Origin of the sequence: Streptococcus mitis (genome assembly GCA_001560895.1) — a bacterium.
GTDB classification, from domain to species: domain Bacteria; phylum Bacillota; class Bacilli; order Lactobacillales; family Streptococcaceae; genus Streptococcus; species Streptococcus mitis_Q.
The window spans coordinates 2,049,375-2,068,720 of record CP014326.1 but is presented as its reverse complement, the minus strand read 5'-3'; the positions used below and the strand labels follow the sequence as shown (position 1 = coordinate 2,068,720).

Genomic DNA, 19,346 nt, shown 5'->3' with positions numbered 1-19,346 from the left:
ACAAGAAAATCTCCTAGCAGGAAAGCCTGCTAGGAGATTTTTGCATTTCAGGAAGTGGACAGCTGACTTGGTAACCAGCTAAGGGTGAAGGTTAGCTGTTCAGCTTTTAAAAGGTCTTGATGTTGAATGCTAGATATTGGCACCTTATCCAGTCGGCATTCTTTTACAAAGTTGAAGTGGCTGTGGTTTTGCTCGGCATGGATATTCAACCATTTACCTTCTTTAGCTAGGTAGATACGGAGGTGGTCAAAGATAGGGATTCCGAGGTCATAGCTTGGTTTTCCTGGACAGGTCGGATAAAATCCGAGAGCTGACCAGATGTACCAGGCCGAGAGACTGCCGTTATCCTCATCGCCAGGATAGGCTTGCCAGCTTGGGTGAAAGGCTTTCTGACGCAAGGTCTTGATGAGAAGGGCAGTGTAGTCAGGGTAATTGCTGTAGCGGAAGAGATAAGGAATGTGGAAGCTCGGCTGGTTGGAAATGCCTATTTGTCCAAAAGGAGCAGTAGCCATCTCGCTCATTTCATGAATCTCGTAACCATAGCCAGTCGTCTCAAAGAGGGGAGCATCCTGACAGATTTTCAAAAGATAGTTGCTAAAGGCTTCTTTTCCACCCATAAGCTGGATCGAGCCTGGGATATCGTGGAGGACGCCTAAAGTTGCTTGGATGGCAGAGCATTCGGCATAATCACGTCCCCAGCTATAGGGAGAGAAGTCAGGACGGAAGTTGCCTTGAGCATCACGCGCTCGCATGTAACCTGTTTCAGCATCAAATAGATGGCGGTAATTTTGTGAAGCAGTCCTATAGGTTTCCGCGATGTCATTCTGACCAAGTTTTTCGGCACAGCTGGCGATGCAAAAATCACTATAGGCATAGTCTAGGGTATGGCTGACGCTTTCGTGGTGGTCGGTAGAGAGGTAGCCTAGTTCTTGGTATTGGGCTAGTCCGTGGCGACCATTGATGCCAAGAGGGTCGGACTTGGTGGCTGTTTCAAGCATGGCTTGAAGGAGTTCTTCTTCCAAGTCAGGAGCCATGTCCTTGCAGGCGCTATCTGCGATAATACCGTCTAAAAGGGTACCAGGCATCATGCCACGTTCATCTGGAGCTAGCCATTTTGGAAGGAAACCAGTATCGCGGTAGCTATTGAGAAAACCTTCTAAAAGGAGACGATAATGCTCTGGTATGATAAGGGCAAAGAGGGGGAAGGTGGTGCGGAAGGTATCCCAGAAGCCATTGTTGCTAAAGAGTACACCGGGTTTGACAGTACCAGTTGCCAGATCCATGTGGATGGCTTGCCCTGATTTATTAACCTCATAAAAAGTCTGTGGGAAGAGGAAGAGTCTGTAAAGGCAGTGGTCAAAGAAGGTTCGGTCAGTCTCTCCTGTATCGATAACGTCAAAACGATGGAGGAGATTTTCCCAGTCGGCTTGGGCACTTGATTTACAGCTATCAAAGTCCTTTTGAGGTAGATTAAGCAGTGCTTGAGAAGGCGAGATGAAAGAAGTCGCTAGCTGAATCTCAGCATGGCTACTTGCTAAGTCAATTCGCCAGTCTCCGTCTTCTTGGCTGACAGCAAGAATATCCGTGTTCATTTGCAGGGCAGTGAACATTATTAGCGGATTTTTATTGGTCTCAGTTTTACCTTCTTGTCGCAGGGCAAGAGTCCGCTTATCTACTTGCTCCACGGTCAGTTCATCTGCTGTGTGAAGATAGAGGGAGAGGGCTTTGTCTTGCTTTTGCTCCAAACGAATAGAAGCACCGTAGCAAGTCGGTGTGAGCTGGGTTTCAATCTGATAGCGCAGGGAGAAAATCTTCAAATAATGAGGTTGGAAAGAGGCCTTATCCCTATCATAGGAAGACTGGCGGTGGAAGAGGCTGTCTCCACCTAGTTGACCTGTGACGGGTGTCAGGAGGAGCCAAGAGTAGTCCCCAATCCAAGGACTGGGCTGGTGGGTTAATCGAATCCCCTGAAAGATGGGCAGATGCGGATCGAAAAACCAAGAGCCCTCCTGGTCACTGGTTTGGGGCACAAAATAATTCATCCCGAAAGGTACGCCTGTGTAGGGCAGGGTATTTCCCCGAGAGAAGGCATGCTTGCTAGCAGTTCCAAAGCGGGTATCGATGGTTTCAAGTAGTGGTTTCATAGTCTTTCCTTTAGCTGTTTTTCTACATTATATCAGAAAAAGAGGGCCTTTAGAAAAGGAGTTTTAAAGATAACTATTTTGTAGAAAAATGACTATCATTTGTGTATGTATTTTCTGCCTCAAAAGCTATATACTGAAAATGAAACTTGTTTGAAAGAGGAAAGTGCACGATGATTTATTCAAAAGAAATTGTTAGAGAGTGGCTAGATGAAGTAGCAGAGCGGGCTAAGGACCATCCAGAGTGGGTGGATGTTTTCGAGCGTTGCTACACCGACACCTTGGACAATACGGTTGAAATCCTAGAAGATGGTTCAACTTTTGTCTTGACTGGGGATATTCCTGCTATGTGGCTTCGGGATTCGACAGCCCAACTCAGACCCTACCTACATGTGGCTAAAAGAGATCCTCTCTTGCGTCAGACCATTGCAGGTTTGGTCAAACGTCAGATGACCTTGGTGCTCAAGGATCCTTATGCCAATTCCTTCAATATTGAGGAAAACTGGAAGGGGCACCATGAGACTGACCACACAGACCTTAACGGCTGGATTTGGGAACGCAAGTACGAGGTGGACTCGCTTTGCTATCCGTTGCAGTTGGCTTATCTCCTCTGGAAAGAGACTGGTGAGACTAGTCAGTTTGATGAGACTTTTGTCGCAGCGACTAAGGAAATTCTCCATCTGTGGACGGTAGAACAAGACCACAAGAACTCTCCTTATCGTTTTGTTCGGGATACGGACCGCAAGGAAGACACCTTAGTAAATGATGGCTTTGGACCTGATTTTGCAGTGACTGGTATGACTTGGTCAGCCTTCCGTCCAAGTGATGATTGTTGCCAGTATAGCTACTTGATTCCGTCCAATATGTTTGCCGTAGTAGTCTTGGGTTACGTGCAAGAAATCTTTGCCGAACTAGACCTAGCTGATAGCGAGAGTATTATTGCTGATGCTAAGTGTCTCCAGTCTGAAATCCAAGAAGGAATCGAAAACTACGCCTACACCACCAACAGCAAGGGCGAAAAGATTTATGCATTTGAAGTGGATGGCCTAGGAAATGCTAGTATTATGGATGATCCAAACGTACCAAGTTTGTTGGCGGCGCCTTATCTGGGCTACTGCGAGATTGAAGACGAAGTGTATCAAGCCACTCGTCGTACCATTCTGAGCCCGGAAAATCCATACTTCTACCAAGGAGAATACGCTAGTGGTCTCGGAAGTTCTCATACCTTCTATCGCTATATCTGGCCCATTGCCCTATCTATCCAAGGATTGACAACAAGAGATAAGGCAGAGAAGAAATTCTTGCTGGATCAGCTGGTTGCTTGCGATGGGGGCACAGGTGTCATGCATGAAAGCTTCCACGTGGACGACCCAACTCTCTACTCTCGTGAATGGTTCTCTTGGGCTAACATGATGTTCTGTGAATTGGTCTTGGATTACTTGGATATCCGCTAAGGAACACGCTTTAGCGCAACTGATTTTTGGAAAGAATCACAAATTTACATTTAAAACGTTAACAATAAAAATTTAAATTTAGAATGAGGTTTTACTTCATGGAAAATGTTGTCGTACATATTATCTCACATAGTCACTGGGACCGTGAGTGGTACTTGCCTTTTGAAAGCCACCGTATGCAGTTGGTGGAATTATTTGACAATCTCTTTGATCTCTTTGAAAATGACCCTGAGTTCAAGAGCTTCCACTTGGATGGACAAACTATTGTCCTTGATGACTACTTGGAGATTCGCCCTGAAAATCGCGACAAAGTCCAACGATACATCGACGAAGGCAAACTTAAAATTGGTCCTTTTTACATCTTGCAAGATGACTACTTGATTTCAAGTGAAGCCAATGTCCGCAACACTCTTATCGGTCAGCAGGAGGCTGCAAAATGGGGCAAATCTACTCAGATTGGTTACTTCCCAGATACCTTTGGAAATATGGGACAAGCGCCTCAAATTCTTCAAAAATCAGGCATTCACGTGGCAGCCTTTGGTCGTGGTGTGAAGCCGATTGGATTTGACAACCAAGTTCTCGAAGATGAGCAGTTTACTTCCCAGTTTTCAGAAATGTACTGGCAGGGTGCGGACGGAAGTCGTGTCCTCGGGATTCTCTTTGCCAACTGGTACAGTAATGGGAATGAAATTCCAGTTGATAAAGACGAGGCCTTGACCTTTTGGAAACAAAAACTGGCAGACGTGCGTGACTATGCTTCGACCAACCAATGGTTGATGATGAACGGCTGTGACCATCAGCCTGTCCAGAAAAATTTGAGTGAAGCCATTCGTGTGGCAAATGAACTCTTCCCGGATGTGACCTTTGTTCATAGTTCTTTTGATGAATATGTTCAAGCCGTGGAAAGTGCTCTACCAGAGCAGTTATCAACGGTTACAGGTGAGTTGACCAGTCAGGAAACAGATGGTTGGTACACACTTGCCAACACTTCTTCATCCCGCATTTACCTCAAACAAGCCTTCCAAGAAAATAGCAACCTCCTAGAGCAAGTTGTAGAACCACTGACTATTATCACTGGGGGCTATAACCACAAGGACCAGTTGACCTATGCTTGGAAAACTCTTTTGCAAAATGCGCCGCATGATAGCATCTGTGGCTGTAGCGTGGACGAAGTTCACCGTGAGATGGAAACTCGTTTTGCCAAGGTTAACCAAGTTGGAAACTTTGTGAAGAGCAATCTTCTGAATGAGTGGAAGAGCAAAGTAGCTACAGCTAAGGCTCAAAGTGACTATCTCTTTACTGTCATTAACACAGGCTTGCATGATAAGGTTGATACTGTCAGCACAGTGATTGATGTGGCGACTTGTGATTTCAAGGAATTGCATCCAACAGAAGGCTACAAGAAGATGGCTACTCTTACCTTGCCAAGCTACCGTGTGGAGGACTTGGATGGTCGTCCTGTAGAGGCTAAAATCGAAGACCTTGGGGCTAATTTTGAGTATGATTTACCAAAAGACAAGTTCCGCCAAGCTCGTATCGCTCGCCAAGTGCGCGTGACTATTCCAGTTCACCTAGCACCGCTTTCTTGGACCACTTTCCAATTGTTGGAAGGAGAACAAGAATACCGTGAAGGCATTTACCAAAACGGAGTGATTGATACACCATTTGTAACGGTGAGTGTGGATGACAATATCACAGTTTATGACAAGACAACTCACGAAGCCTATGAAGATTTTATCCGCTTCGAAGATCGTGGTGACATCGGAAACGAGTATATCTATTTCCAACCAAAAGGAACAGAGCCAATCTATGCAGAGCTTAAGGGCTACGAGGTCTTGGAAAACACAGCTCGCTACGCTAAAATCTTGCTCAAACATGAATTGATCGTGCCTGTCAGCGCGGATGAGAAGCTAGAAGAAGAGCAAAAAGGCATCATCGAGTTTATGAAGCGTGAAGCTGGACGGTCAGAAGAGTTGACAAACATTCCTCTTGAAACTGAGTTGACTGTCTTTGTTGACAATCCACAAATCCGTTGCAAGACTCGCTTTACTAACACTGCCAAGGATCACCGTATCCGTCTCTTGGTCAAGACTCATAACACGCGTCCAAGCAATGATTCTGAAAGCATCTATGAAGTGGTGACACGACCAAACAAACCAGCGGCTTCATGGGAAAATCCTGAAAATCCTCAACACCAACAAGCCTTTGTCAGCCTGTATGACGATGAAAAAGGTGTGACTGTATCTAACAAGGGATTGAATGAATACGAAATCCTTGGAGACGACACCATTGCCGTGACTATTTTGCGTGCATCAGGTGAGTTGGGTGACTGGGGCTACTTCCCAACACCAGAAGCACAATGTTTGCGTGAGTTTGAAGTCGAATTTGCGATTGAATGCCACCAAGCCCAAGAACGCTTTTCAGCCTATCGTCGCGCTAAAGCCTTGCAGACACCATTTACAAGCCTTCAGATTGCTAAACAAGAAGGAAGCGTGGCTGCGACTGGTAGCCTCTTGAGTCATTCTGTTCTCAGCGTACCGCAAATTTGTCCGACAGCCTTTAAGGTAGCTGAAAATGAAGAAGGCTATGTTCTTCGCTACTACAATATGTGTAGTGAAAATGTGCGTGTACCGGAAAGTCAACATCTCTTCCTTGACCTACTTGAACGACCATACCCAGTTCATAGAGGCCTCATTGCACCGCAAGAGATTCGTACAGAATTCATCAAAAAAGAAGAAATTTAATTTCAAAAAGTAAACATAAAGAGAAAGGAGGGGCGAAAAGGTAAGAACTAACTACTGATTCGCCCCTTTTTATGGTAAAAACAATGACCATTGCAACGATTGATATCGGAGGGACTGGTATTAAGTTTGCTAGTCTGACTCCTGATGGGAAAATATTGGATAAGACAAGCATTCCAACGCCAGAAAGCTTGGAGGATTTATTAGCTTGGCTAGACCAGCGCTTGTCAGAGCAGGATTATAGCGGGATTGCTATGAGCGTTCCAGGTGCGGTCAATCAAGAAACAGGTGTGATTGATGGCTTCAGTGCGGTGCCCTACATCCACGGCTTTTCTTGGTATGAAGCCCTTGCCCATCATCAGCTGCCTGTCCATCTAGAGAATGATGCCAACTGCGTTGGGCTCAGTGAATTGCTAGCTCATCCAGAGCTTGAAAATGCAGCCTGTGTCGTGATTGGGACAGGGATTGGTGGAGCCATGATTATTAATGGTAGACTTCACCGAGGTCGCCACGGCCTAGGTGGAGAATTTGGCTACATGACAACCCTTGCCCCTGCTGAAAAACTCAACAACTGGTCGCAACTAGCGTCAACTGGAAATATGGTGCGATACGTGATTGAAAAATCTGGTCAGACTGACTGGGACGGTCGCAAGATTTACCAAGAGGCCGAAGCAGGAAATGCCCTTTGTCAAGAAGCCATTGAGCGCATGAACCGCAATCTGGCTCAAGGCTTGCTCAATATCCAATATCTTATTGATCCAGATGTCATTAGTCTGGGAGGCTCTATAAGTCAAAATCCAGACTTCATCCAAGGGGTCAAAAAAGCTGTCGATGATTTTGTAGAAACTTACGAAGAATACACGGTTGCACCCGTTATCCAAGCCTGTACTTATCATGCAGATGCCAATCTCTACGGTGCCCTTGTCAACTGGCTACAGGAGGAAAATCAATGGTAAGATTTACAGGACTTAGTCCCAAACAGGCGCAAGCTATTGAAGTATTAAAAAATCACATTTCCCTGCCAGATGTGGAAGTTGCAGTCGCTCAGTCTGACCAAGCTTCTATCTCTATCAAGGGTGAGGGTGGTCATTATCAATTGACCTACCGTAAACCTCATCAACTCTATCGCTCCTTGTCCTTGTTGGCAGTAGCTCTAGTAGAAGGTAACAAAGTAGAGATTGAGGAACAGGCGGCTTATGAAGATTTAGCCTATATGGCTGACTGTTCACGAAATGCGGTGCTGAATGTGGCTTCTGCCAAGCAGATGATTGAGGTCTTGGCTCTCATGGGTTACTCAACCTTTGAGCTCTATATGGAAGACACCTACCAGATTGAAGGACAACCTTACTTTGGCTATTTCCGCGGGGCTTATTCGGCTGAGGAGTTGCAGGAAATCGAAGCCTATGCCCAACAGTTTGACATGACCTTTGTGCCTTGCATCCAGACCTTGGCCCACTTGTCGGCCTTCGTTAAATGGGGTGTCAAGGAAGTGCAGGAGCTCCGTGATGTGGAGGATATCCTCCTTATCGGCGAAGAAAAGGTTTATGACCTGATTGATGGCATGTTTGCGACTCTGTCTAAACTGCAAACTCGCAAGGTCAATATCGGGATGGACGAAGCCCACTTGGTTGGTTTGGGACGCTACTTGATTCTGAACGGTGTTGTGGATCGTAGTCTCCTCATGTGCCAACACTTGGAGCGTGTGCTGGATATTGCAGACAAATATGGATTCCACTGCCAGATGTGGAGCGATATGTTCTTCAAACTCATGTCGGCAGATGGCCAGTACGACCGTGATGTTGAAATTCCAGAGGAAACTCGTGTTTACTTAGACCGTCTCAAAGATCGTGTAACCTTGGTTTACTGGGATTACTACCAGGATAGCGAGGAAAAATATAACCGCAACTTCCGCAACCATCACAAGATTAGCCATGACCTTGCCTTTGCAGGAGGTGCTTGGAAGTGGATTGGTTTCACACCCAATAACCATTTCAGCCGTCTAGTGGCTATCGAGGCCAATAAAGCCTGCCGTGTCAATGATATCAAAGAAGTCATCGTGACGGGTTGGGGGGATAATGGTGGGGAAACAGCCCAATTCTCTGTCCTACCAAGTTTGCAAATCTGGGCAGAACTCAGCTATCGCAATGATCTAGACCGTTTGTCAGCTCACTTCAAGACCAATACAGGTCTTTCGGTTGAGGATTTCATGCAGATTGATCTAGCTAACCTCTTGCCAGATCTACCAGGCAATCTCAGCGGTATCAATCCCAACCGCTATGTCTTTTATCAGGATGTTCTTTGTCCGATCCTTGACCGACACATGACACCTGAACAGGATAAACCCCACTTCGCTCAAGCTTCTGAGACGCTTGCTGACATTAAAGAAAAAGCTGGAAACTATGCCTATCTTTTTGAAACTCAGGCCCAGTTGAACCATATTTTAAGTAGCAAAGTCGATGTGGGACGACGCATTCGTCAGGCTTACCAAACGGATGATAAGGACAATCTGCAAGAAATCGCAAGACAAGAATTACCAGAACTCAGAAGCCAAATCGAACACTTCCATGCTCTCTTTAGCCACCAATGGCTGAAAGAAAACAAGGTCTTTGGCTTGGATACAGTTGACATCCGTATGGGCGGACTCTTGCAACGCATCAAGCGAGCAGAAAGTCGTATTGAGGCTTATCTGGCAGGTCAGCTTGACCGTATTGACGAGTTAGAAGTGGAAATCCTGCCATTTACTGACTTCTACGCAGATAAGGATTTCGCAGCTACAACAGCCAACCAGTGGCATACCATCGCGACAGCCTCAACGATTTACACGACTTAGAACAAGAATACTGTGGCTTATGCAGAGTGTTTCTCGTGAAACATTCCTTTCTTCAAAAGTACTCCACATAAAATAATTTGTGGAGTTTTTTCTATAATTAGTAGTTTAACCTAACCTTCAAATAGGAGTATACTAATAATGTAATCGTTATCAAAAGTCTAAAAAGGAATTTTTAGATGGGTATCAAAATAAAAAAGGGAGGAAATTATGAATAAGTTTTCAAAAACCTTGAGAGATAACTGGATCTTTCTCTTGATGGTTTTGCCAGGGGCGCTCTGGTTAATTCTATTCTTCTACATTCCAGTATTTGGGAACGTGGTTGCCTTCAAAGACTACCACATGACCAGTAATGGTTTCATAGATAGTATCATGAATAGTAAATGGGTCGGACTCGATAATTTCAGATTCTTATTTAGTTCAAAAGACGCCTTTATTATCACACGAAATACTGTCCTCTACAATCTCGGCTTTATCTTTATCGGTTTGATTGTATCAGTAGGGATTGCCATTATCCTCAGTGAACTTCGTTCTAAGAGAATGGTGAAGATTTTCCAAACTTCTATGTTGTTCCCTTACTTCTTGTCTTGGGTTATCATCAGTTTCTTTACAGATGCCTTCCTAAACATTGATAAAGGGGTGTTCAACCATTTCCTAGAGTCTATCGGAATGAAGGAAATCAATTTCTACGCTGACTTAGGTATCTGGCCATATCTCCTACTTTTCCTAGGTATTTGGAAAGGTTTTGGATATAGCAGTGTCATGTACTATGCGACAATCATGGGAATTGATCCAACCTACTACGAAGCAGCGACAGTGGATGGAGCCAGCAAATGGCAACGAATTCGCAATGTAACCATTCCGCAGTTGACACCATTGGTAACCGTATTGACCATCCTGGCAGTCGGAAATATCTTCCGGGCAGACTTTGGTCTCTTCTATCAAATCCCCCACAATGCTGGTCAGCTTTATAACGTAACCAACGTCTTGGACGTATATGTTTATAACGGTTTGACTCAGACAGCGGATATCGGGATGGCTTCAGCGGCAGGTCTCTACCAATCAGTAGTCGGTTTGCTTTTGGTTATCCTATCAAACTTACTTGCAAGACGAGTTGATTCAAACTCAGCCTTGTTCTAGAAAGGAGGAGAATATGGCAGAAAAGAAAATTAAAAAAGAAAAAATTGATAATGTCGGCATTCACTCCTTCAGTAAGAAAGCAGATATCTTCTTCAGTACCATTTCTGGTTTGATCGCCCTCTCTTGTATCCTACCCTTCGTATTCGTTATTGTTATTTCGGTGACAGATGAAAAGAGCATCCTCCAAAATGGATATAGCTTCTTCCCATCCCAATTTGGATTAGATGGTTTTGAATTTTTGGCACAGTTTAAGGATAAAATCCTACAAGCCCTCTTCATCTCAGTCTTTGTAACAGTGGTGGGAACTATCACAAACGTTTTTATCACAACAACTTATGCCTACGCTATTTCACGGACAACCTTTAAGTATCGCAGATTCTTTACGATTTTTGCCCTTCTTAGTATGTTGTTTAACGCTGGTTTGGTACCGGGCTATATCGTGGTGACTCGTTTACTTCAACTTGGTGATACAGTTTGGGCCTTGATTGTTCCAATGCTTCTCTCACCATTTAACATCATCTTGATGCGTTCCTTCTTCAAGAAGACCATTCCAGAAGCTATTCTAGAATCCGCTCGTATCGATGGTGCTAGTGAGGCCCGGATCTTCTTCCAAATCTGTTTGCCATTGTCACTACCAGGTATCGCAACCATCACGCTCTTGACAGCTCTTGGTTTCTGGAATGACTGGTTCAACGCCCTTCTTTATATCAAGAGTGACAACTTGTATCCATTGCAATATTTGCTCATGCAAATCCAACAAAATATGGACTACATCGCCAAAGCAGTCGGCCTGTCTGGTCAACTGGGAGTTGCTCTTCCAAAAGAAACAGGACGTATGGCCATGGTTGTGGTTGCAACACTTCCAATCGCGATTTTGTATCCATTCTTCCAACGCTACTTTGTAAAAGGTTTGACTATCGGTGGTGTGAAAGAATAGTGCTTGTTGAGAAAAATCATTTCTCATTTCCAAACTTCCCTTGCGTGAAGTTAAGATCATTACATTGTTTATAAGTTTAAAAATAAAAAAAAGGAGTTTTTGTCATGAAAAACTGGAAAAAATATGCTTTTGCATCTGCTAGCGTAGTCGCTTTGGCTGCTGGTCTCGCTGCTTGTGGAAACCTTTCAGGTAACAAGAAAGCTGCTGACTCAGCTTCAGGTGATAAGACTGTTATCAAAATGTACCAAATCGGTGACAAACCAGATAACTTGGATGAATTGCTAGAAAATGCCAACAAAATCATCGGTGAAAAAGTTGGTGCTAAATTGGATATCCAATATCTTGGATGGGGTGACTATGATAAGAAAATGTCAGTTATCACATCATCTGGTGAAAACTACGATATCGCCTTTGCATCTAACTATGTTGTAAATGCTCAAAAAGGTGCCTATGCTGACTTGACTGACTTGTATAAGAAAGAAGGGGCAGAACTTTACAAAGCACTTGACCCAGCTTACATCAAAGGTAACAGCATTAACGGTAAAATTTACGCAGTTCCAGTTGCAGCCAACGTTGCATCATCTCAAAACTTCGCCTTCAACGGAACGCTTCTTGCTAAATACGGTATCGATATTTCAGGTGTCACTTCATATGAAACACTTGAACCAGTCTTGAAACAAATCAAAGAAAAAGCTCCAGATGTAGTGCCATTTGCGGTTACTAAGAACTTCATCCCATCTGATAACTTTGACTACCCAGTTCCAAATGGACTTCCTTTCGTTATCGACCTTGAAGGAGACACTACTAAGATTGTAAACCGTTACGAAGTACCTCGTTTCAAAGAACACTTGAAGACTCTTCACAAATTCTATGAAGCTGGATACATTCCAAAAGACGTAGCAACAAGCGATACTTCATTTGACCTTCAACAAGATACTTGGTTCGTTCGTGAAGAAACAGTAGGACCAGCTGACTACGGTAATAGCTTGCTTTCACGTGTTGCGAACAAAGATATCCAAATCAAACCAATCACTAACTTCATCAAGAAAAACCAAACAACACAAGTTGCTAACTTTGTTATCTCAAACAACTCTAAGAACAAAGAAAAATCAATGGAAGTGTTGAACCTATTGAACACTAACCCAGAACTCTTGAATGGTCTTGTATATGGTCCAGAAGGCAAGAACTGGGAAAAAATTGAAGGTAAAGAAAACCGTGTTCGTGTCCTTGATGGCTACAAAGGAAACACTCACATGGGTGGATGGAACACTGGTAACAACTGGATCCTTTACATCAACGAAAACGTTACAGATCAACAAATTGCAGATTCTAAGAAACAATTGGCAGAAGCTAAAGAATCTCCAGCGCTTGGATTCATCTTTAACACTGACAATGTGAAATCTGAAATCTCAGCTATCTCTAACACAATGCAACAATTCGATACAGCTATCAACACTGGTACTGTAGACCCAGATAAAGCTATTCCAGAATTAATGGAAAAATTGAAATCTGAAGGTGCCTACGATAAAGTATTGAACGAAATGCAAAAACAATACGATGAATTCTTGAAAAACAAAAAATCATAAGATCAATTGATTTCGTGTATTCATTCCTAATTCCTAAAAACTGAATCACTGTTTTCCTCAGGTTTATTTGGGGAAGGCAGTGATTTTTTGAAATAAAGACATAGATATTCCTGTTTCCTCATTTCCCTTATTTTAACCATTCAGGAAATCTTAAGCACTATTTAAGATTTAGAGTAAGAATTTGGGGAAATATGGTTTATATTAGGGATGTTCCGGGTTTACAAAGGAGGATCACATGAAAAAGTATCAGCTTCTCTTCAAAATAAGTGCAGTCTTGTCTTATCTATTTTTTGTATTTGGTCTTTCTCAGCTGACGCTTATTGTTCAAAATTATTGGCAATTTTCTTCCCAGATTGGCAATTTCGTCTGGATTCAAAATCTCTTGAGTTTGCTATTTAGCGGAGTCATGATTTGGATTCTGGTTAAGACAGGTCATGGTTATCTCTTTCACATTCCAAGAAAAAAATGGCTTTGGTATTCGATTTTGACAGTATTAGTGGTAGTGCTCCAGATTTCTTTTAACGTTCAGACAGCTAAACATGTTCAGTCAACTGCTGAAGGTTGGGCTGTATTGATCGGTTATAGTGGGACCAACTTTGCTGAGCTAGGTATCTATATAACTTTGTTCTTTCTGACTCCACTTATGGAAGAGCTAATCTATAGAGGATTGCTGCAACACGCCTTTTTTAAGCATTCGAGATTTGGCCTTGATTTGCTTCTTCCGTCAATTTTATTTGCTCTTCCTCATTTTTCAAGCCTGCCTAGTTTGTTAGATATCTTCGTCTTTGCAACATCTGGCATCATCTTTGCTAGTTTGACCCGCTATACCAAGAGCATTTATCCTTCCTATGCGGTGCATGTGATTAATAATATTTTCGCGACATTACCATTTTTGCTGACTTTTTTACATAGGGTGTGGTAAAATACTGGCACGAGCGTTAGGAATGATCGTTTTTCAATTTATTAAGTGAATTTCAGGAGGAAAATGACAATGACACCATTAAAATGGTTTGCTGGAGGAAGCGAAAGACGTTGTGAAGCAATGACGATTATAAATCATCTATTGGAAGATATAAAGGATGCGCCTCAATTGACCCCCTTGAAAAATCAATTAGTGATTTATAAAAGACGATTAAAGGACGATGGGACCTCGACTCCATTTATTTTGAGTCAAATGAATGTTGACATCTCACGTGTGTTGATTGACAATAAGCTGACTTTGTCAGAAAGTCAAGCTGAGCAAATCAAAAAATTGAGAGAATTGTCGGCGATTCGCTATGGTTACTGATGAAGTGCAGGGACAGGCCACCTTCTAAAATTTCCAGTCAAATAAATTGCATTCGTTTTCTTAAGCAGGTATACTAGTATAGTTAGATAAAAAATTCTGAAAATTTAAGAATAGAAAAGAGAACAAATCTTATGGCAAAAGATATTCGTGTCTTACTTTACTACCTTTATACTCCAATTGAAAATGCAGAGCAATTTGCTGCAGATCACTTGGCTTTCTGTAAATCAATCGGCCTTAAAGGCCGTATCCTAGTCGCTGACGAGGGAATTAACGGAACAGTTTCAGGTGACTATGAAACAACTCAAAAATACATGGACTACGTTCACAGCCTCCCAGGTATGGAAAACCTCTGGTTCAAGATTGACGAAGAAAGTGAACAAGCCTTCAAGAAGATGTTTGTTCGCTATAAAAAGGAAATTGTCCACCTTGGTTTGGAAGATAACGACTTTGACAATGACATCAACCCACTTGAAACAACAGGTGCTTACTTGTCTCCAAAAGAGTTCAAAGAAGCCCTTCTTGACGAAGATACGGTTGTCCTTGACACACGTAACGATTACGAGTACGACCTAGGACATTTCCGTGGGGCTATCCGCCCAGATATCCGCAACTTCCGTGAGTTGCCACAGTGGGTTCGTGATAACAAAGAAAAATTCATGGACAAGCGTGTCGTGGTTTACTGTACAGGTGGCGTTCGCTGTGAGAAATTCTCAGGCTGGATGGTCCGTGAAGGCTACAAAGATGTTGGCCAATTGCACGGAGGAATCGCAACTTACGGTAAAGACCCAGAAGTTCAAGGTGAGCTTTGGGATGGGAAAATGTATGTCTTTGACGAGCGTATCGCCGTAGATGTTAACCATGTCAACCCAACCATCGTAGGGAAAGACTGGTTTGATGGAACACCATGTGAACGTTATGTCAACTGTGGAAATCCATTCTGTAACCGTCGTATCTTGACATCAGAAGAAAATGAAGACAAGTACCTTCGTGGATGCTCACACGAGTGCCGTGTTCACCCACGTAACCGCTATGTTTCAGAAAATGAATTGACACAAGCTGAAGTGATTGAGCGCCTAGCCGCTATCGGTGAAAGCTTGGATCAAGCAGCTACTGTATAAGATTAAACAGTCCTTAGGGGCTGTTTTTCTATGCTTTTTACTCAAAAATCTAAAGTTTATTTCTGTATCTTTCAGAAAAATAGGGTATACTATATGTAAACGATTTCAAAGGAGTCCAGTTATGACGAAAACATTTTTTATTCCAAATAAACAGAGCATTTTAGGAGAACAGGAAATTTTGACTGCTAAGTCTATCTTGGCCTTGGTAGATGGTTTGGAGTCACATAGCTATGATGCCGTCTATCTCCGTCAGCCTCTTAACCGTCTGGAGTATATCGAGTGTGCGATAGTGGGGCAATCACAATTTCTTTTTAAGGTCAGTTATGCTGATAATCAAAAGGCTTACCGTGTCGATCTTCCTGACCTACTAACGAAGACAGACTGGCAGATTATCAAGTCATTTTTAGATGCTCTGCTTGCTTATACAGGAACTGAGATTGAAGGACTAGATGGTTTTGATTTTGAAGCTTATTTCCAAGCAAGTATTCAAGCCTATCTAGCAGACACTGCAGCTCGCTTTACGATTTGTCAAGGAATTTTTAATCCTGTTTTCTTTAGTCGTGAGGACTTGAAAAGCTTTTTAGAGGAAGACGGCTTGGTTCAGTTTGAAGCGCGTGTGCGTGCGGTTCAAGAGACAGATGCCTACTTCGCAAGAGTTTCCTTCTATCAGGATGGAGAAGACCAAGTGCACGGTGTTTACCATCTGGCTCAAGGGGTCAAGACTGTTTTACCGAGAGAACCATTTGTGCCTGCAGCCTATATTGAGCAATTGGTGGATAAGGAAGTCCAATGGGAGATTGACTTGGTGCAAATCACAGGAGACGGCTCTAAACCAGAAGACTATGAAGCCATTGCCCGCTTGAACTATGCAAAATTCCTAGAGTCACTACCATCAGCATCTTACCACCAACTAGATGCCAATCAATTAGAAGTGAAACCCATCTTAGACAAAGATTTTAAAACATTAGCACAAGAAAAGTAAAGCAGAAGCAGGTCAATCGACTTGCTTTTTTGACATAGAAAAAATCCTGCCATGAAAGACAGGATTGCTACTCAATGAAAATCAAAGAGCAAACTAGGAAGCTAGCCGCAGGCTGCTCAAAACACTGTTTTGAGGTTGTAGATAAGACTGACAAAGTCAGGAACATATATCTACGGTAAGGCGAAGCTGACGTGGTTTGAAGGGATTTTCGAAGAGTACGAAGTTTAAAGAAAGGCCAAGATACGAAGGTAATCCCCAATCAGTGCCACTTCAGCTACAAAGAAGAGGAGGATGATAACCCCATTCACAAGGACAGATAAGAATAACTGATAGAAGGAGTCGGTTTCACTTGATTGACTAGGCCTCGTAATGATATGGAGGCTAGCAAGTAGAATGATTCCAATGCTAATCACACACAAGAGGGCTGTAAATCGCAGGCTATCAAAGAAGGCAAAGAAACTAGCAATAGCAGTGAGGAAGATTGGAATTGCCAAGAGTTGACTATATTGTTGGAGAACCTTTTCTAGCGTCCAGTCTTTTTCCTGGTGGATAAATCGTTTCACAACGAAACTACCCAAGAGGAATGAAAAGAAGAAGAGTGTTGTCGCTACTAGGATAGAGATGATCGAAAAGAGATTCAATGAAGCAAATTGTTCAGGGAAGTGATTATGCATAGTTGCTATATGTCCATAGTAAGCATGTTTGATGTGGTAGATACTAAAGAAAAAGGAAGACGCAGAAAACAGAATGAGCAAGAGAAAGGCTGTGTAACTGTGTGTGCTACTTGTTTCAAGATTGCTCGTAGGAGATTTGATTGCTTCCACCAGCCAAGACCAAAAATCAAGCGCTTGCTCTTTCCATCTATCCGTAGATTTTGGAGCTTGGTCGGGGATATAGGGACTTTCTAAGGATTGACTGATAAGAAGTGGCTCTTTCGTGGTTGTGTTTTGCTGAGGAAGTGCTTCTTGGTTCTCTTCAGCTATGGTGACTTTTTCTGTTTCTTTAGAAAGGTCTTGCTTTTCTTCTATTTCTGTTTTCGCTTCACCGTCTTCAGGAGTTTCAATTTTCTCTTCTTGCTGGCTTTCCAATTCGACTTCAGCTTGAGAAACTTCCTTCTCTAACTGAGTATTTTTTTCAATTGGCGTATCGAGATCGGCTATAGTTTCTTCAGCCTTGTCTGCAACATCTTGGACTTGTTCATCAGGCTTGTTCTTGCTTGTTGTTTTTACAAAATCATTACTTTCAAACCATTCTTGTTTCATGGTAGAACCTCCTTTTTAGTGGGTTATGTGTCATAGTGGTCGATATAAATAGGTTCATTAAGGTCTGTTAGCTGTAGTTTCAAGACTAATATAATCATCAGCCTTAGCGATGAGTTGACCTTTTGCATCAGTTTTTTCAGTTTTGTAAGGGTTGCTTAATTCGTTGGGGTGGCGTTGACTCTCATCTCTCGATAACTGATAAATAGGACCATGGTGACTCGAGAGGTCTAAGTTAATTTCTTGGCTTTCTTTTTGAGTTAGCATGATACTCAGCGCATTTTTAGAAGATAGTTCTACTTTACCATATACTTTAATATTTTCAGCGTGGAAGTGATTCTCTGTTGACTCTAGCTGACTATCTGTAAGGTCTGTATCAAAGATATTAATGATATTGGGTGTCGTGAATTTGCTGTTTTTGATACGACTTCCTTCAATTCGGAGGATATAGCTGTTTGTATTGAGGGTCGCATTTTCAAGAGTGGCATTAGTGATACTGGTTTGACCGCGATTGGTTGAGACGTTGATTCCTTTTAGACTTCTTCCTTTTGGAACTTGTAGAATAACTTCTTCAAAACGACGAGAGTAGCTACTTGCGATATGGAGAATACCGCCAATTCCAGAAGAGAGAAATGGAGTTTCAGAAAGTTTCTTATCAGTGAGGCTCAGAGTTTTGTCGTTTTGATTTGTGATAAGATCATGGTGAGCAGAAAGAGATGGATGGTAAGAAATGTGGATTTGATCATCGAAAGAGTCTGTGATGGTCAGAGCGTGCTGGTGGAGAGTGATCTCTAAATTTTCGACTTCCTTGCCAAAGGTCAACTCTTCCATCCGACTATCATAGACAGGCTCCTTGGACATAGCAAGTAGGCTCTTGATCCCGTCAGATTGGATACCTACAAAGAGCAGGATAAATCCGACAACGGTAGTCACCACACCAAAAATGAGAAATCCTCTTGTCAATTTACGCATGCTGGTCACCTCTCTTTCCTTTTTTAAGAACAAATTGCACCAGGCGAACAATGAGTAGGCCGAAGAAGCGAGCTACATAGGAAATACCTAATAAAACCAGCGAAGAAGCACCGATAGCTAGTAAACCAGAACCAAAAATCAAGATAAAGGCTGATTTGGCTTGGGCTAAGATAGTAAAACTTTCAACTAAAAATAGGAATCCGCCAATGATACCAAGTATGGAAATCGCAAAGAAAGCCAGAATGACAGTCAAAGCTGCCACAAGGATTCCGAACAGGGCCACGAGGATGGCGATTCCCAGAGGAATACCGATGGGTGCTGCAAGGAGAGCTAACAAGGCGATATGCAAAATTTGTCGGTTATTTTTTTGAGCGGGTGCCTCATTGATTTTTTTATCGAGAAGATTAGATAGGACTTCGTGAGCTGCTTCCTTAGGAGTTCCCAAGCTAGCGATGAGTTCTTCTTCTCCTTCGACTCCAGCATCGTCAAAGAGTTCCCTGAAATAGTCCATGGCTTCAATTTGGTCAGCCTGAGGCAGTTTTTTGAGATAGAGTTCTAGCTGAGTCAGGTATTCAGTTCTTGTCATGGCGGATACTCCCTTCTATGATGCCATTAATGGTGTCTGTATAGAGTGCCCATTCATCTTTTAGGGTCACGAGCTGTTCTATACCACCATTTGTCAAGGAGTAGTATTTGCGCATGCGACCTTGGAACTCTCTAGAATAGGTTGTCAGAAAGCTATTGCCTTCCAATTTTTTTAGGATAGGATAGAGTGTAGATTCTTTGATATTAGCGATCAGCTTAATGGTTTGGCTAATCTCATAACCATAAGAATCATCCTGCTCCAGTACGGCCAAGATGAGAAATTCAATCAAGGCAGAGGATGTTGGAAAGTACATGG

16 protein-coding genes are annotated in these 19,346 nt (G+C 42.8%); 11 read left to right on the top strand and 5 right to left on the bottom strand.

What is annotated here, in order from left to right; translation table 11 throughout:
• Window positions 1–47: 47 nt before the first annotated feature.
• Window positions 48–2,144: an alpha-mannosidase gene (locus AXK38_09690; GenBank protein ID AMH89503.1), complete on the bottom strand. Its 2,097-nt coding sequence runs from the start codon at window positions 2,142–2,144 to the stop codon at window positions 48–50.
• Window positions 2,145–2,314: 170 nt separating this feature from the next.
• Here AXK38_09690 and AXK38_09685 point away from each other — a divergent pair, with 170 nt between their 5' ends.
• From AXK38_09685 to AXK38_09635, 11 genes are all read left to right on the top strand, one after another.
• The gene (locus AXK38_09685) at window positions 2,315–3,595 is read left to right on the top strand and encodes a glycosyl hydrolase (protein ID AMH89502.1); all 1,281 of its coding nucleotides are present in this window, start codon (window positions 2,315–2,317) and stop codon (window positions 3,593–3,595) included.
• 98 nt (window positions 3,596–3,693) lie between these two features.
• Complete coding sequence (locus tag AXK38_09680; GenBank protein AMH89501.1) at window positions 3,694–6,339, top strand: alpha-mannosidase; 2,646 nt, start codon at window positions 3,694–3,696, stop codon at window positions 6,337–6,339.
• Window positions 6,340–6,422: 83 nt separating this feature from the next.
• Window positions 6,423–7,292 (top strand): sugar kinase, encoded by an 870-nt coding sequence (locus AXK38_09675; GenBank protein AMH89683.1) that lies wholly within the window; start codon window positions 6,423–6,425, stop codon window positions 7,290–7,292.
• Complete coding sequence (locus AXK38_09670) at window positions 7,286–9,166, top strand: N-acetyl-beta-D-glucosaminidase (protein ID AMH89500.1); 1,881 nt, start codon at window positions 7,286–7,288, stop codon at window positions 9,164–9,166. Before AXK38_09675 ends, AXK38_09670 begins: the two co-directional genes overlap by 7 nt.
• Window positions 9,167–9,373: 207 nt before the next feature.
• The gene (locus AXK38_09665; GenBank protein ID AMH89499.1) at window positions 9,374–10,303 is read left to right on the top strand and encodes a sugar ABC transporter permease; all 930 of its coding nucleotides are present in this window, start codon (window positions 9,374–9,376) and stop codon (window positions 10,301–10,303) included.
• Between the two features lie 13 nt (window positions 10,304–10,316).
• Entirely contained in the window at window positions 10,317–11,240 is a 924-nt protein-coding gene (locus AXK38_09660; GenBank protein AMH89498.1) for a sugar ABC transporter permease, read from the top strand.
• Window positions 11,241–11,344: 104 nt separating this feature from the next.
• The gene (locus tag AXK38_09655; GenBank protein AMH89497.1) at window positions 11,345–12,826 is read left to right on the top strand and encodes a sugar ABC transporter substrate-binding protein; all 1,482 of its coding nucleotides are present in this window, start codon (window positions 11,345–11,347) and stop codon (window positions 12,824–12,826) included.
• 235 nt (window positions 12,827–13,061) lie between these two features.
• Window positions 13,062–13,748, top strand: coding sequence for a CAAX protease (locus AXK38_09650; GenBank protein ID AMH89496.1), 687 nt, complete (start codon window positions 13,062–13,064; stop codon window positions 13,746–13,748).
• 69 nt (window positions 13,749–13,817) lie between these two features.
• The gene (locus tag AXK38_09645; GenBank protein ID AMH89682.1) at window positions 13,818–14,114 is read left to right on the top strand and encodes a bacteriocin immunity protein; all 297 of its coding nucleotides are present in this window, start codon (window positions 13,818–13,820) and stop codon (window positions 14,112–14,114) included.
• Window positions 14,115–14,245: 131 nt separating this feature from the next.
• Window positions 14,246–15,232, top strand: coding sequence for a hypothetical protein (locus tag AXK38_09640; GenBank protein ID AMH89495.1), 987 nt, complete (start codon window positions 14,246–14,248; stop codon window positions 15,230–15,232).
• Window positions 15,233–15,353: 121 nt separating this feature from the next.
• Window positions 15,354–16,214 (top strand): tRNA (5-methylaminomethyl-2-thiouridylate)-methyltransferase, encoded by an 861-nt coding sequence (locus AXK38_09635; protein AMH89494.1) that lies wholly within the window; start codon window positions 15,354–15,356, stop codon window positions 16,212–16,214.
• A gap of 224 nt (window positions 16,215–16,438) precedes the next feature.
• On the opposite strand, the gene AXK38_09630 is transcribed toward AXK38_09635, so the two are convergent.
• The 4 genes from AXK38_09630 to AXK38_09615 are packed head-to-tail and all read right to left on the bottom strand — an operon-like array spanning window position 16,439 to window position 19,344.
• Window positions 16,439–17,476 (bottom strand): hypothetical protein, encoded by a 1,038-nt coding sequence (locus AXK38_09630; GenBank protein ID AMH89493.1) that lies wholly within the window; start codon window positions 17,474–17,476, stop codon window positions 16,439–16,441.
• 57 nt (window positions 17,477–17,533) lie between these two features.
• Complete coding sequence (locus tag AXK38_09625) at window positions 17,534–18,445, bottom strand: hypothetical protein (GenBank protein ID AMH89492.1); 912 nt, start codon at window positions 18,443–18,445, stop codon at window positions 17,534–17,536.
• Complete coding sequence (locus AXK38_09620) at window positions 18,438–19,031, bottom strand: hypothetical protein (GenBank protein AMH89491.1); 594 nt, start codon at window positions 19,029–19,031, stop codon at window positions 18,438–18,440. Before AXK38_09620 ends, AXK38_09625 begins: the two co-directional genes overlap by 8 nt.
• On the bottom strand, window positions 19,018–19,344 hold the full coding sequence (locus AXK38_09615) for a PadR family transcriptional regulator (protein ID AMH89490.1): 327 nt from the start codon (window positions 19,342–19,344) through the stop codon (window positions 19,018–19,020). The genes AXK38_09620 and AXK38_09615 overlap by 14 nt, the downstream gene beginning before the upstream one ends.
• Window positions 19,345–19,346 lie beyond the last annotated feature (2 nt).